The 12,710-nt window shown below is 63.4% G+C and carries 14 protein-coding genes; 10 read left to right on the top strand and 4 right to left on the bottom strand.

Annotated features, from left to right (window positions below; translation table 11 throughout):
• The first annotated feature begins 3 nt into the window (after positions 1 to 3).
• Positions 4 to 594 carry a 16S rRNA (guanine(966)-N(2))-methyltransferase RsmD gene (rsmD, locus tag AC5RWT_RS11235; protein ID WP_494080292.1) on the top strand — a complete coding sequence of 197 codons (591 nt, stop codon included), beginning with the start codon at positions 4 to 6 and terminating at the stop codon, positions 592 to 594.
• On the opposite strand, the gene AC5RWT_RS11230 is transcribed toward rsmD, so the two are convergent.
• Positions 577 to 1,347 (bottom strand): spermidine synthase, encoded by a 771-nt coding sequence (locus AC5RWT_RS11230; protein WP_494080291.1) that lies wholly within the window; start codon positions 1,345 to 1,347, stop codon positions 577 to 579. The two genes, rsmD and AC5RWT_RS11230, sit on opposite strands and share 18 nt — an antisense overlap.
• A gap of 3 nt (positions 1,348 to 1,350) precedes the next feature.
• Positions 1,351 to 2,592: an aminotransferase class I/II-fold pyridoxal phosphate-dependent enzyme gene (locus AC5RWT_RS11225; RefSeq protein WP_494080290.1), complete on the bottom strand. Its 1,242-nt coding sequence runs from the start codon at positions 2,590 to 2,592 to the stop codon at positions 1,351 to 1,353.
• Positions 2,593 to 2,655: 63 nt separating this feature from the next.
• Between AC5RWT_RS11225 and coaD the strand changes: the two genes are divergently transcribed.
• From coaD to galU, 3 genes are all read left to right on the top strand, one after another.
• Positions 2,656 to 3,141: a pantetheine-phosphate adenylyltransferase gene (coaD, locus tag AC5RWT_RS11220; RefSeq protein ID WP_494080289.1), complete on the top strand. Its 486-nt coding sequence runs from the start codon at positions 2,656 to 2,658 to the stop codon at positions 3,139 to 3,141.
• Positions 3,142 to 3,164: 23 nt separating this feature from the next.
• Positions 3,165 to 3,353, top strand: a complete 189-nt coding sequence (locus AC5RWT_RS11215; protein WP_494080288.1) for a hypothetical protein — start codon at positions 3,165 to 3,167, stop codon at positions 3,351 to 3,353.
• A 217-nt stretch (positions 3,354 to 3,570) separates the two neighbouring features.
• The gene (gene galU / locus AC5RWT_RS11210) at positions 3,571 to 4,503 is read left to right on the top strand and encodes a UTP--glucose-1-phosphate uridylyltransferase GalU (protein WP_494080287.1); all 933 of its coding nucleotides are present in this window, start codon (positions 3,571 to 3,573) and stop codon (positions 4,501 to 4,503) included.
• Here the strand turns inward: galU and AC5RWT_RS11205 are convergent.
• Positions 4,500 to 5,093, bottom strand: coding sequence for a YdcF family protein (locus tag AC5RWT_RS11205; RefSeq protein ID WP_494080286.1), 594 nt, complete (start codon positions 5,091 to 5,093; stop codon positions 4,500 to 4,502). The genes galU and AC5RWT_RS11205 overlap by 4 nt on opposite strands.
• Before the next feature lie 184 nt (positions 5,094 to 5,277).
• Between AC5RWT_RS11205 and AC5RWT_RS11200 the strand changes: the two genes are divergently transcribed.
• The 6 genes from AC5RWT_RS11200 (at position 5,278) to AC5RWT_RS11175 (ending at position 11,978) form a co-directional block, all read left to right on the top strand.
• Positions 5,278 to 5,841 carry a YceD family protein gene (locus AC5RWT_RS11200; protein ID WP_494080285.1) on the top strand — a complete coding sequence of 188 codons (564 nt, stop codon included), beginning with the start codon at positions 5,278 to 5,280 and terminating at the stop codon, positions 5,839 to 5,841.
• Between the two features lie 2 nt (positions 5,842 to 5,843).
• Positions 5,844 to 6,047, top strand: coding sequence for a 50S ribosomal protein L32 (gene rpmF, locus AC5RWT_RS11195; protein WP_127511582.1), 204 nt, complete (start codon positions 5,844 to 5,846; stop codon positions 6,045 to 6,047).
• An 11-nt stretch (positions 6,048 to 6,058) separates the two neighbouring features.
• Complete coding sequence (gene rnc / locus AC5RWT_RS11190) at positions 6,059 to 6,778, top strand: ribonuclease III (RefSeq protein WP_494080284.1); 720 nt, start codon at positions 6,059 to 6,061, stop codon at positions 6,776 to 6,778.
• A complete protein-coding gene (mutM, locus tag AC5RWT_RS11185; RefSeq protein ID WP_494080283.1) occupies positions 6,771 to 7,763 on the top strand; it encodes a bifunctional DNA-formamidopyrimidine glycosylase/DNA-(apurinic or apyrimidinic site) lyase in 993 nt (330 codons plus the stop codon). Before rnc ends, mutM begins: the two co-directional genes overlap by 8 nt.
• 1,090 nt (positions 7,764 to 8,853) lie before the next feature.
• The gene (locus AC5RWT_RS11180; protein WP_494080282.1) at positions 8,854 to 9,915 is read left to right on the top strand and encodes a hypothetical protein; all 1,062 of its coding nucleotides are present in this window, start codon (positions 8,854 to 8,856) and stop codon (positions 9,913 to 9,915) included.
• A gap of 227 nt (positions 9,916 to 10,142) precedes the next feature.
• Positions 10,143 to 11,978 carry a glycosyl hydrolase gene (locus tag AC5RWT_RS11175; RefSeq protein WP_494080281.1) on the top strand — a complete coding sequence of 612 codons (1,836 nt, stop codon included), beginning with the start codon at positions 10,143 to 10,145 and terminating at the stop codon, positions 11,976 to 11,978.
• 34 nt (positions 11,979 to 12,012) lie between these two features.
• On the opposite strand, the gene AC5RWT_RS11170 is transcribed toward AC5RWT_RS11175, so the two are convergent.
• On the bottom strand, positions 12,013 to 12,710 hold a 698-nt coding region (locus AC5RWT_RS11170), incomplete at its 5' end, for a serine hydrolase domain-containing protein (RefSeq protein WP_494080280.1).

The following is a 12,710-nucleotide window of genomic DNA, read 5'->3' as shown; positions in this document are numbered from 1 at the left end:
CCGGTGAGCCGGATCGTGGCCGGCGTGGCCGGGGGACTGACCCTGGCGAACGTACCGGGCGACAACACGAGGCCGACGACGGACCGGGTCAAGGAAGCGCTGTTCTCCCGGCTGGAGTCCTATGACGTCATAGCCGGCGCGCGTATCCTGGACCTCTTCGCAGGCTCCGGGGCGCTGGGAGTGGAAACCGCCAGCCGTGGCGCCGCCACAGTCGATTTGGTTGAAGCAGCAGACAAGGCCGCGGCGGTGTGCCGGCGAAACGCCGATTTAGTCAACCAGAAGCTGGGCCGGAAAACGGCCACCGTTCACCGCATGAAAGTGGAACGTTTTCTCGATGACCTGCCGGCGGGACAACATTGGGACCTGGTGCTGATGGACCCGCCCTATCCGCTGGGGGAGGACGCGCTCAGCGCTGTCCTTGGCTCTCTGTCCGCCTACCTTGCCGACGGCGCGGTGGTCGTCGTCGAGCGCTCTTCGCGTTCCCCCGAACCGGCGTGGACGGAAGGGCTCGAGCGGTTTGCGGTCAGGAAGTACGGCGAGACCCAGCTATGGTTCGCCGAGCCGGTGATGGAGCCTTCAGCCCCCGGCGAATGACTCAAACTCGGGACCGGTGAGCACTGCCGCCGGATGCGGACCAGCGGCCAGGAGCGCGTCGGTCCACGCAAGCGACCAGCCGTCACGGCGGGCGGCGAGCACGATGTTGCCGGCCCTGGTGCTGGTGAACATGCCGGTCTCGGCGAGGGCAGCGACGGACCCGGCGGCCGAGGCCAGCTCTCGGGCCTGCAGTTTTGCGAACGCCAGCGGCGGATCATCGCCCACGTTAACCAGCAGCACACCGTCGGGTTCCAGCACGTCCAGCAACTCTTCGTAAAAGCCTGCGGTAGCGAGATGTTCCGGGGCATCGTCGCCGGCAAAGACGTCCAGCACGATGACGTCGAACGCCCCTTCAATATCGCCGAACGCCACTTCATGCCGCGCATCGCCGAAGTGGACCTCGAGATCGGTACCTTCGGGCATGGGCAGGTGCTCGAGGACGAAGTCCAGCAGTTCCCGCTCTAACTCCACGGCCACTTGTTCGGAACCGGGGCGGGTGGCCTGCACATACCGGGCCAGGGTCAGGGCGCCGGCTCCCAGATGGAGGAACCGGAGCGGGACTCCGCTCGGGCCGGCGAGGTCGACGACGTTGGCAATCCGGCGCAGGTATTCGTAGAACACGTCGTCGGGATGCCGCAGATTGACGTGCGATTGCTCCGCGCCGCCGATGCTGAGGACGTAGGACCCCGGAACGCGGTCGTCCTTCTCGATGCTGGCGTGCAGGCCGCTGCCGCCGAGATAACGTTCCGCCACGGCTCAGGCGCCTTTCTGCAGGGAGGCGAGGCGCCGGGCGGCGTCCTGCAGGACCTCGGTCTTCTTGCAGAAGGCGAAGCGCAGCAGCGAACGGGTCCGCCGAGCGCCGTCGGGGTGGCAGAACACCGGCACCGGGATGGCCGCGACTCCGATCTGCTCCGGCATCCGCCGGGCCAGTTCAAGTGAGTCGGCAAAGCCCAGCGGTGCGGTGTCCACGTTGACGAAGTAGGTGCCCTGCGGCGTGAAGACGTTAAAGCCCGCTTCCCGCAGGCCGTTGCTGAGCAGGTCGCGTTTGGCCTTCAGCTCTGAGGCGACGCCGCTGTAGAAGGAGTCAGGCAGTCCGAGCCCCAGTGCCACGGCATCCTGGAACGGAGCGCCCGAGCTGTACGTGAGGAACTGTTTGACCGTCCGCACCGCCGCCACCAGATCCGCCGGGCCGGAGAGCCAGCCGACCTTCCAGCCGGTGAAGGAAAACGTCTTTCCGGCCGAGGAGATGGTGAGGGTCCGCTCCGCCGCGCCCGGCAGCGTCGCAATGGGGATGTGTGGGACATCGAACGTGAGGTGTTCGTAGACCTCGTCGGTGACGATTAGCGCATCGTAGCGGTGTGCCAGTTCGACGATCCGGGTCAGCGTTTCACGCGAGAAGACGCTGCCCATGGGGTTGTGCGGGTTGTTGACCACCACCATGCGGGTGCGCTCCGAGAAGGCTGCCTCAAGTGCGTCGAGGTCGGGCTGAAAGTCCGGAGCCAGCAGCGGCGCCGTGGTATGCCGGGCGCCGCTCAATCCGATGACCGCGCCATAGGAGTCATAAAAGGGTTCGAAGGTCAGGACTTCGTCGCCCGGACCGGTCAGTGCCAGCAGGGTGGCCGCCAGAGCCTCCGTTGCCCCGGTGGTGACGATGATTTCAGTCTCCGGGTCGGGAGTCAGCCCGTAGAACCGTTCCTGATGATGCGCGACGGCGGTGCGCAGCGTGAGCGTCCCTTTTCCCGGCGCGTACTGGTTGGCGCCGTTGCGGATGGCGTCCATCGCGGCTGCGGCGATTTCGGCCGGCCCGTCCTCGTCCGGGAAGCCTTGTCCCAGATTGATGGCACCGGTCCGGGCCGCCAGCGTGGTCATCTCTTCGAAAATGGTCACGCCGAGCCCGCCGTCGTCGCCGAGGAGGTTCGAACCTGCCGCGGTCCGCTGCCAGGGGGCAGCAACGTTGTCCCGGCGCCCGTGGACGAGTTGCCTCATTGCTGTGCTCATGACTCCCAGTAATACCACTGAAGCGTGTTTGCGCGGCCCGCCGGATCGGCTAGATTCGACTCTATGCGCCGTGCTGTCTGCCCAGGATCCTACGACCCGCTCCACAAAGGCCACGTGGAAATCATTGCCCGTGCCGCGAGCATGTATGACGAGGTCATCGTCGCGGTCTCGACCAACTACGCCAAGAAGTACCGCTTCGGACTGGAGGAGAGGCTCGCCATGGCCCGCGAAACGCTGTCCTACCTCCGCGGCGTGAGCGTCGAGCCGATGGGCGACGGGCTGCTCGCCGAATACTGCCGCAGCCGTGGGGCCGGAGTCATCGTCAAGGGGCTGCGCTCGTCGCAGGACTACCACTACGAACTGCCGATGGCCCACATGAACCGGCACCTGGCCGGCATCGAGACGGTGTTTCTCGCGGGGGAGAACAGCTATTCGCACGTCTCCTCAACGCTGATCAAAGAAGTTGCGTCGCTGGGCGGAGACATTTCAGAGTTCGTGCCCAAGGCGGTTCTGGCTCGTTTCCGATCGGCAACCCCAGCTAATTCCTAGGTTTGCGCGTCATGCTGTCAGGCATGGACGATGCAGACATTCAAGCGCGTGCGGCCGGGATGCCAGTTGGCACGATCTGGGACACTGGCACAGAGACGGTGACCATCGGCCCCGGTTGCATCATCATTGAACCGCATGGTCTTCACGATGAAGCATATGAACTGCTTAGCGGTGAGGATGGAGGAATCGAAATAAGACCTCACCGTGAATAAGACTGCCAAGCTGGTTCCGGGTGGTATGCATGAAACGGCCAGTAGCGCAAAGAATTTTGTTGTCATTCCCGCAGTCAGGGCGACTGCAGAAGCCTTGAAACAGAGGCTTACCACGTCTGGGGAGTTCAACTGCGACGTCGATAGAGAGTGCCGGGGTTGTTCAGGTGTCCGCTTAGGTAAATGCGAATGCAAGGTAAGTTCCGATAGTCTCGTACGCATGTCTCATGCTCAAATTGTGCGCAAAGCCGTGATACCTGCCGCAGGTCTGGGAACCAGGTTCCTGCCGGCCACCAAGGCTATGCCGAAGGAAATGCTGCCGGTCGTCGACAAACCGGCCATCCAATATGTCGTCGAAGAAGCCGCGCGTGCTGGCCTAAAGGACGTCCTGATGATCACCGGGCGCAACAAGCGGTCCCTGGAGGACCACTTCGACCGGGTGCCGTTCATCGAGGAGACGCTGGAGGCCAAGGGCGACCACGCCAAGCTGGCCGCCGTGCGCGAATCATCCGAGCTGGCGGATATCCACTATGTTCGCCAAGGCGATCCCATGGGGCTGGGCCACGCGGTTCTCCGCGCCAAGCAGCATGTAGGGAACGAGCCCTTCGCCGTCCTACTGGGCGACGACCTGATTGACGAGCGAGACGAGTTGCTCTCGGAGATGATTGCCGTGCAGCAGGCGACCGGCGGTTCCGTCATCGCCCTGATGGAAGTCGACCCGGAGCAGATCAGCGCCTATGGCTGCGCGGACGTCAGCGAGGTTGAAAACGCCGAGCACGTGAAGGTCCACGGTTTGGTGGAGAAGCCTGCCACCGCAGACGCGCCGTCGAACCTGGCCGTGATCGGTCGCTACGTCCTGCATCCGGCGGTCTTTGACGTCTTGGAGCAGACTGGGCCGGGGCGCGGCGGCGAAATCCAGTTGACGGACGCGCTGCAGGCCCTGGCCAAGTCCGAGGAGGACGGCGGCGGCGTGTATGCCGTGGTCTTCAAGGGCCGCCGCTACGACACCGGTGACAAGCTCAGCTACATCAAGGCTGTGGTGTCACTGGCAACGGAACGCGAAGACCTGGGGCAAGACTTGCGACCCTGGATTCTTGAGTTGGCTTCGCAGATCCAAGCCGAGGATCAAGTCCTCGTCACGGCCGACATCTAGATCCGGCTGGCACAAACCGGTCGTATCCAGGCTGATGCCAGCGCGACGGATTCCTCGGCGAACCGCCGCAGCCATTCAACTGCGCCTGCGTTGGGCTTGGACGCGACAAGGTTAATGTCCTCGTCCGAACACTGGGCGATATAGGCGGAGGCCCGGGTGACGTGGTAGCGGGAAGTCACCACCGTCACGCTTGCCCAGCCGTTGTCCTCTGCCAAGCGGGCGATACTACGGGCTTCACCGCGAGTGGTGTCCACATCTGGGGTAAAGCAGATGAGGTCGTAGGGGACGAGCGACGGCTGGTCACAGATCCTATCCGCGTGGACGTTTCCTGGGTTTCCGGTCGACGAGAGCACCAGTACCGGGGCGTTACCCTGTTCCATGAGGGCGAGCCCCACTGGCAGCCGTTCGCTGCTCGCCCCGGCGAGGACAACCACGGCATCGGCGGAGTGCACAGGCTCAGTGCTCGGGTTGTAGAAGAACGTGTAGCAGGCCGCCAGCCAGATCATCACAACGGCCGTGAGTGCGGCGACCACGGTGATCGCTGCCATCACGGCTCGCCGTGGGATCAGGGCATTGCGCGAAGAGGACACGTCCTTACGCTACCGTCGCCTGAGGCGGGTGGAGCTTCGCAAGGCGGACTCCGCCGTCGTTATCCCAGACACAGTGCGACAGGGTTTGGGTCAGCACCGGATCCAAGCTAAGATGATACGTCGGTCGTATGTTCCTTTAGGAGTTTTCAGTACATTGGTCTTGAACCATGATCAAAGTTCGCCCTTGACCCTTGCGGTCAAGGACCTCGGGCGCAGCCCGGGCAGCATGCGGACTCTTGAAGAACATATAGCTGCGCCGAAGGATTTCGGGGCAGCGCTCATTGGCGTTCAGCAAGGCTCCGATATGGAGCTGGACCTGAAGCTTGAGGCCGTGCACGAGGGAATCCTGGTTTCCGGCACTGTATCCGTGGATGTCACGGGCGAGTGCGGGCGCTGCCTGGATCCCATCGCGTACGACCTTGACGTCAAAGTGCAGGAACTCTTCTACTACGAGGATGCTGAACTCCTTGAGGAAGAAGAACAGGACGAACAGCGGCGGGTTGAGCGCGATCTAATCGATCTCGAACCGGCGCTGCGGGACGCAGTGGTGACCGCCCTGCCGTTCCAGCCGGTGTGCCGGGAAGACTGCCAAGGCTTGTGCCCAGAATGCGGGATGCGCCTTGAAGAGGATCCGGGTCACCATCACGAGGTTGTGGATCCTCGCTGGGCAGCCCTAGCTGGGCTGGCCGGCACGGCCGCCGACAAGGCGCCGAAAAGTAAAGAGTCAGACGAGAGAGAAGAGAGTTAGCCGTGGCTGTTCCCAAGCGGAAGATGTCCCGCTCGAATACGCGCGCCCGCCGGTCCCAGTGGAAGGCCACTGCGCCCAACCTGGTCAAGACCGTTGAGAACGGCCGTGTCACCTACAGCCTGCCGCACCAGGCAAAGGTTGTCACCGACTCGGCAGGCACCGCGCTGTTCCTTGAGTACAAGGGCCGCAAGGTAGCCGACGCGTAATAACGTCCGGTATGCCTTCAACTGAAGAGCTTTTGGAGCGTCTCGGTGTCGATCTCGACGCCGAGACGCTCCGTCTCGCTTTAACCCATCGTTCTTACGCCTACGAACACGGCGGCCTGCCCACGAACGAGCGCCTGGAATTCTTGGGCGATTCGATTCTGGGTTTCTCCGTGACCGACGCGCTGTACCGGGACAACCCCGACCTGCCCGAGGGCGAGCTGGCCAAGCGGCGATCCGCCGTGGTGTCCACCCGGGCGCTGGCCGGAATTGCCCGCTCCCTGGATTTGGGTCAGCATGTGCTGCTCGGGCAGGGCGAAAAGCTGACCAACGGCGCCGACAAGTCCTCGATCCTCGCCGACACCATGGAGGCGCTGTTCGGGGCCACCTACCTGTGCCACGGCATCGAAACCGCCCGCCAGCTGGTGATGCGCCTGATCGGGCCGCTGCTGGCGGACGCCGAAGCCCTTGGCGCCGGGACGGACTGGAAGACCAGCATTCAGGAACTGGCCGCAGCCCGGAAAATGGGCAACGTGACCTACCGCGTGGAGGGTTCGGGCCCGGACCACGCGAGGACGTTTGTGGCCACGCTCCTGATCGGCACCGCCGAACACGGCCAGGGCACCGGACATTCCAAGAAGGAAGCCGAGCAGGAAGCCGCCGCCTCGACCTGGCGGGACCTGCGCGGTTCCTTTTCCGAATCTGTGACGGAGACCAGCGGTTCAGATGCCTGAGTTGCCTGAGGTGGAGGTTGTTCGCCGCGGGCTGGCCCAGTGGGTCCGTGGCCGGACTATCACAGGCGTCGAGATCGTTGACGAACGCTCCATCCGCCGGCACGCGCTCGGCGCCGAGGACCTCCGCGGGAACTTGGTCGGCGCGCACGTTGCCGACGTCGTCCGGCGCGGCAAGTTCCTCTGGATGCCGCTGCAGGAGGCGGATGCCGCGGGTGTAGGACGCCTGTCCACAGGCGAGGCCGGGGATGAGCCAAAGCTCGCCCTGATGGCCCACCTTGGCATGAGCGGACAGTTGCTGGTCGAGGACAGTGTGCAGCCGGACGAGAAGCACCTGAAAGTGCGGCTGACGCTTAGCCCGGCCAATGACACCGACGGCTCTCCCATGCCGGCCGAGCTGCGGTTCGTCGACCAGCGGATCTTCGGCGGCATGTTCCTGGCAGATCTGGCCCCCACCCGCGACGGCTACGCCGGCGGCATCTCCGAGACCAGGCTACCGCTGATCCCTGTCGAAGCCTCGCACATCGCCCGCGATCCGCTGGATCCGGCCTTCTCCTTTGATGCGTTCTACAAGCGCCTCCGCGCCCGCAAGACCGGCATCAAGCGCGCCATCCTGGACCAGGCCTTGGTCTCCGGCATCGGAAACATCTACGCGGACGAGGCGCTGTGGGCCGCGAAGCTGCACTTCGCCCGCCCTACGGAAACGCTGCGCCGCAAGGACGCGGAACGCCTCCTCGATGCCTGCCGCGAGGTCATGACGCAGGCGTTGGCCGCCGGCGGCACCAGCTTTGACTCTCTTTACGTGAACGTCAACGGTGCGTCCGGCTACTTCGAACGGCACCTGAACGCCTACGGCCGGGAAAATGAGCCCTGCTACCGTTGCAGCGATCTGGGCCTGTACACCACGATCCGCCGCGACACCTTTATGAACCGCTCGTCCTACACCTGTCCGGTCTGCCAGCGAAGGCCCCGCAACGGCCGTTGGTAAGGCTCGGCTGGCGCCGCCACTTATTGCGCACGACGAATTCTCTGCATTCTGATGCCCGTCCAGCGATGACGATTTCATCTTGCGCTGCGCAAACCTATGACTCTCATCCAGTTCTTTGTAAAAGCGGAATTTTCTCCTTCGTGCATCCGAGGTCAGCCGAGTGCTTTCCCTGGCCCGGCGCTTGGACTATGTTGGTTACTCGCGGTGAACTAGCGGTGCCGAGAAACCGCAAACCGTGAATTGGGGATGCGTCCCGATGCATGCGGGGCGATGTGTTGGGGATCATAATCTGCCATGAGATTCATGATTGTTCGCCCCGGGCGTATGGGATTGGCCCGGCGGCTTCTACAGGGTTTATGCACAGCGTATTGGGCAAGATCTCTTGCTGTTCCGGGGCAGCCGCCGCTTTCAGAACCGTTCAACAAAAGCGAACGGCAGAATATGGGCCGGTATTTCGGCCTGGCGGTGCCTCTGCGCGGTGTGAGCTCGCTTGGGTTGCGTGGCGTGCATCGGCGTTTGGGGAATCGCCTTGGAATCTCGCCAGCCAGTTGTTATCGCACGCCGGTCAATCCTTGGTCTGCTCGGAGGATCTGCCCTCGCGGGTGTCCTGAGCAGCCTGGAGCCCCTGCCCGCAAATGCCCAGATAAACCCTATCTTGCCCGTCACCGTACCTGCTTCGCTGTCCCGGGCCGCAGCCGAATACCGCACGGTGATGGACTGCACTGAGGGCATGGAAGGGGGGCGCTGCTTTCTTAAGCGAATCTCCAAGTACTCGTGGGAAATCGGCTACCAAATGGACCGTGTCCGTTGGGCAATTTACACGTTGAAGGCACCAAAAGCGCCGCCTGGGCCCCGGGAGGCCTACGGCGAAGTTCCACAATTGCACACGGCCTACATCCGGATGCCACGGTCCCGCCACAGATGCAAGGACAAGGCCCGGTGGAAGTATTCAAAGGCCTGGAGGGTTCAAACATCCTATGGCTACCTCCGCGCCCTCCCCGGAGCACCGTCGGCTGCATACACGCTCCCGCCCGGATCCCGCAGCGTCTGCTTGCACACGGCGTCCCATGTGACCAACGGACTCGTCCGCGTGAGCCTCACTGACGAACGGGGCAAGTCCGTAGCGCTGACTGGTGCGAAGAAGGGCCGCGACCTGATGGAGGCCGGCGTAGTCTCCCGTGCGTCCGTGGCCTCCGGCGCCGTCGCCACGAACTCACGCTATGTGGACACCTATGAGGTCGGCTCCCCGAACGGCAAGGAACACGTCAAGCTCTTGGCCGAAAACTTGGACGGGTCTCGCAAATACACGCTCAAGGTGTGGCCCGTAAATGTCAAGCTTAAAGGCCGGACGAACAAGTATGCCGGCGTCTTCGGTGCATCAGTGGAGACGCAGAAGCCGAACAGCGGGACACATTGGGTCACGGTGGAAAGGATGGGGACGTCATGGCGTTCTCACTCTGCTCACGAATACGCACTGAACGTTGGAATAGGCGGTAGGGACGTATTCATCGGCGGCGTCCACGGATACGATGCACCGGTGTCCCTGGTCGTTTACGTGGACGGCCAGCGGAAATTGCATATACCCAATGGGAAAACGTACGTCGGTACGTCCATTCGGATGGAGCGGAAAACACGGCTGGAGCATCCAGGGGTCAGGAATACCGGTAAGGCCGCTGACGCGCTAGTCAGATATTCGATGACCAGATGGGGCCTGAAAGTAAACCGGACAGTCAAGTGGGCCGTAAAGGGTACCTACAAGAGACCGTATCTCGTCATGTGGCCCACCAGCCTGGAACGTGTCACTTGGATTGGTGCGGACCGCAACTGGGATGCGGACCGCAACTTGGGGAAGGGAGCCAAGGCTCATTTGGGCTTTCAAAAGTCTTTGACCTGCGTGGCTTGGAACCCGGGATCGAAGCACATCGGTGTCTGTGACTATTCACTCGATTCCGTGGCGGGGTGGCAGTGGGGTACGGCGGAGAAGCCGCAGGTCTACTACGAGGACCGAGCAGAGGGAGTCAAGAAGCTTTACGTCTGCCCCCTGCCTCCCGGCAAGAAACGCGCCTTTAAGGCAGGGGAGACCTTCCGCGCGGAGTCGACGTATCGAATGGGACGCGTGCACAGCGCGGATAACCTGCTGGCCCGCGGGTGACCGTTGTAACGGCTACTGTCGTGTTCGAGACGAACACCGCCGCTCTTAGCGACGGAAGCTTCGACTAGGCTGAAACGGTTAGCTACAGGGGATCTGGGAGTGCCACATTGCCGTCTGAAAAGCCGTTTACCGTAGGACGCCGTACCGCCCTAGGGTTCGTTGCCGGGGTGGCTCTGCCTCGGGTGGTCTCTTATACCGCCCCTGAGCAACCTGCAACGCCGAGCCGGGTGGCAGGTGCACCGTTCGAGGCCGCGCTTGTCGAGGGCATCCAGCAGGCCGATACCGCCCGTGTCAGACGTCCGTGGATCGGTGTTCGCGTTCGCGGTCAATCTGAAAAGGATTACAGCGGCGCCAATTACTTCAAGCCGACGCAGGAGCTTGAGTCCGAGCTTAACGCGAGCTTCGACATGGTGTCTTATTATCGGGCCGTCGGCGCGGATACGGCCAAGTCCTACGCTGCCGAGGTCGTGCCGGAACTGGCGCGCGACAGGACGCGGAAGCTCATGTACGCGCTGGAAATCTGGAAGGAGAACGACTCCTTCGTCAAGGAATTCGACTCCAAGAGCGGAATCTATCCGGAGCTGGTCCGGCTGTTCCAGGCCATCATCGACGGCGGGAACATGGAGCGCGTCTACCTTGCCCCGTTCCACGAGGGCAACGGCGCGGACAGCTACCCCTGGCAGATGTACCGCGACACGAAGGCCAACAGTCCGGAGAAGTTCAAGCAGGCGTTCCAGCGCGTGGTGAAACTGGCCCGATCCATGGGCGTGAAGTGCAAATTCATCCAGTGGTACCTGACCAGTAACGGCGGCGACGGCGATTCACAGAACCTGTCGGAAGGGTACGTGGGGGACGATTGGGTCGACTTGATCGGGGTCTCCTACTACAACCGCTCCAATGCGGAGGGCTACAGCGGGACCTGGACGCCTGTGGGGGCGGAGCTGCGCCGTTTTGTCAGCCATATCGAGGCCATCTCGGCCCGGAAGATATGGATCTGTGAGTCCGGTTGCGCGGCCAGCAACCAGGGCGAAGATAAGGGTCAGTGGTATGCCGATCTGATTCGACTGGTCGCTTCCCCGGAGCTGCCCCGGATCGAGGCGGCGATCCTGTTCCTGATCGGCGCGGATTCGACGGATATGCGGCTGGAAAATGCGGAGCAAAAGCGTCTGGTGGGTCAGGCGATCAACGCCGCCGGCCGGGTGACCCGCTTCGATGCCCCCTCGGACTTCAACCGCAACCTTCTGCCGCCGTCGGTCTCGGTGCCGGCCTCGACGGCCACATGGTCCCTCGCCGGCGACGGTTCCACGTTCGAGATCACCACCAACGCCCCGTCCGATATGGACCGTGGAACCACCAGCCTGCGGGTGACGAAGCCGAAGTCCAACGGTTCGTCCGAGAATGAGTTTGCGGTTTATCGCGATGCTCGGTCCGGCGAGCTGGACTTCGAACTCGGAAAGCCCCATGTTTTCACCTTTAAGGCCCGTGCCTCGTTCGACGGGTTCCGGCTCGGCGCAGGCATGCGCCAGCCCGACGGCGATGCCCTCTTCGCCGGCGACCGGTCGCTGTTGCTCGGCACAGTCTGGCAGACGTTCATCGTCCAGTTCGCCAACACTTTCGACGACCAGGGCGCGTGGCGCTTCCCGTTCTTCCGGTACGGGAGCAATTCCCAAGCCGGATGGTTCGAGGTCACGGACCTGAAGATCGCCCGTGGCACCTATCCCAGTCCGAACGTCGACAAAGCGCTCCGGAAACGGGTCCGAAGCACCCCGGACGCAGGCACTATCCGCTGGTCCTGTGAGCACGGGGACCTGTACCGGGTGACCCTGTCCGGTAACCGGACCCTCGCGCTGCCCTCGGGTCTTCCCCATGACGGGCAGGAGCTGACGCTGCGCGTAAGACAGGATGGCAAAGGGAAGCGTCGCTTGGAGCTGGACTCCGGGTTCCGGAAGTCCTCGGTGGCCCTGACACTGGCCGAGGGCCCGAAGACGACGAGCCTGCTGACCTTCCAGTACGACGCCGATGCCCGCAAATGGGGTCTGGTCAACCTAGTCCGATGGGACTGAGCTGACGCACACCGAGGCAGGCAGAGAAGCCAGACTATGCCGACAGTTCCTCCAGCACTGCGTCCGTGTACTTCGGCCAGACCTCCGCTCCCCAGGGGCCGAAGGCGCGGTCGGTGAGAGCGACACAGGCGGCACCGGCGTCGGGATCCACCCAGAGGAAGGTACCGGACTGGCCGAAGTGGCCGAAGGTGTTCGGCGAGCTGTTCGCACCGGTCCAGTGCGGCTCCTTGTGGTCGCGGATCTCGAAGCCCAGGCCCCAGTCGTTGTCTTGCTGGCGTCCGAAGCCGGGCAGGACGCCGGCAAGACCGGGATAGGCCAGCCGAGTTGCTTCCTGCAGCGTGGACGGGGCCAGCAGCGAGGGGTTCTGCAGTTCGGCGGCGAAGCGGGACAGGTCCGCGGCGGTGGAGGTGGCGTCGGCGGCGGGGGATCCGTCCAGGCTCGTGTCCGCCATGCCGAGCGGCGCCAGCACGCCTTCCCGCAGGTACTCGGCGAAGCTCATGCCGGTGGCGGATTCCAACGATTCACCGAGGACCTCGAAGCCGGCGTTGGAGTAGAGCCGCCGGTCCCCCGGGGCGAAGCGGACGTTGCGGTCGCCGAAGTCGTAGCCGGCGCAGTGGGCCAGCAGATGCCGAACCGTGGCGCCTTCGGGACCTGCCGCCTGGTCGAGTTCCAGCGCGCCTTCTTCGACCGCCATCAACACGGCATAGGCACTGAGGAGTTTGGTGACCGAGG

The sequence above is a fragment of the Arthrobacter sp. Dra40 genome (assembly GCF_059091905.1).
This window is presented reverse-complemented; position numbering and strand designations above follow the sequence as displayed.

Excerpts from the sequence above, each read along its gene's own strand:
- coaD (WP_494080289.1), top strand. The coding sequence starts at position 2,656 with ATGCGCCGTGCTGTCTGCCCAGGATCCTACGACCCGCTCCACAAAGGC.
- galU (WP_494080287.1), top strand. The coding sequence starts at position 3,571 with ATGTCTCATGCTCAAATTGTGCGCAAAGCCGTGATACCTGCCGCAGGT.
- mutM (WP_494080283.1), top strand. The coding sequence starts at position 6,771 with ATGCCTGAGTTGCCTGAGGTGGAGGTTGTTCGCCGCGGGCTGGCCCAG.
- rnc (WP_494080284.1), top strand. The coding sequence starts at position 6,059 with ATGCCTTCAACTGAAGAGCTTTTGGAGCGTCTCGGTGTCGATCTCGAC.
- AC5RWT_RS11225 (WP_494080290.1), bottom strand. The coding sequence starts at position 2,592 with ATGAGCACAGCAATGAGGCAACTCGTCCACGGGCGCCGGGACAACGTT.
- AC5RWT_RS11215 (WP_494080288.1), top strand. The coding sequence starts at position 3,165 with ATGGACGATGCAGACATTCAAGCGCGTGCGGCCGGGATGCCAGTTGGC.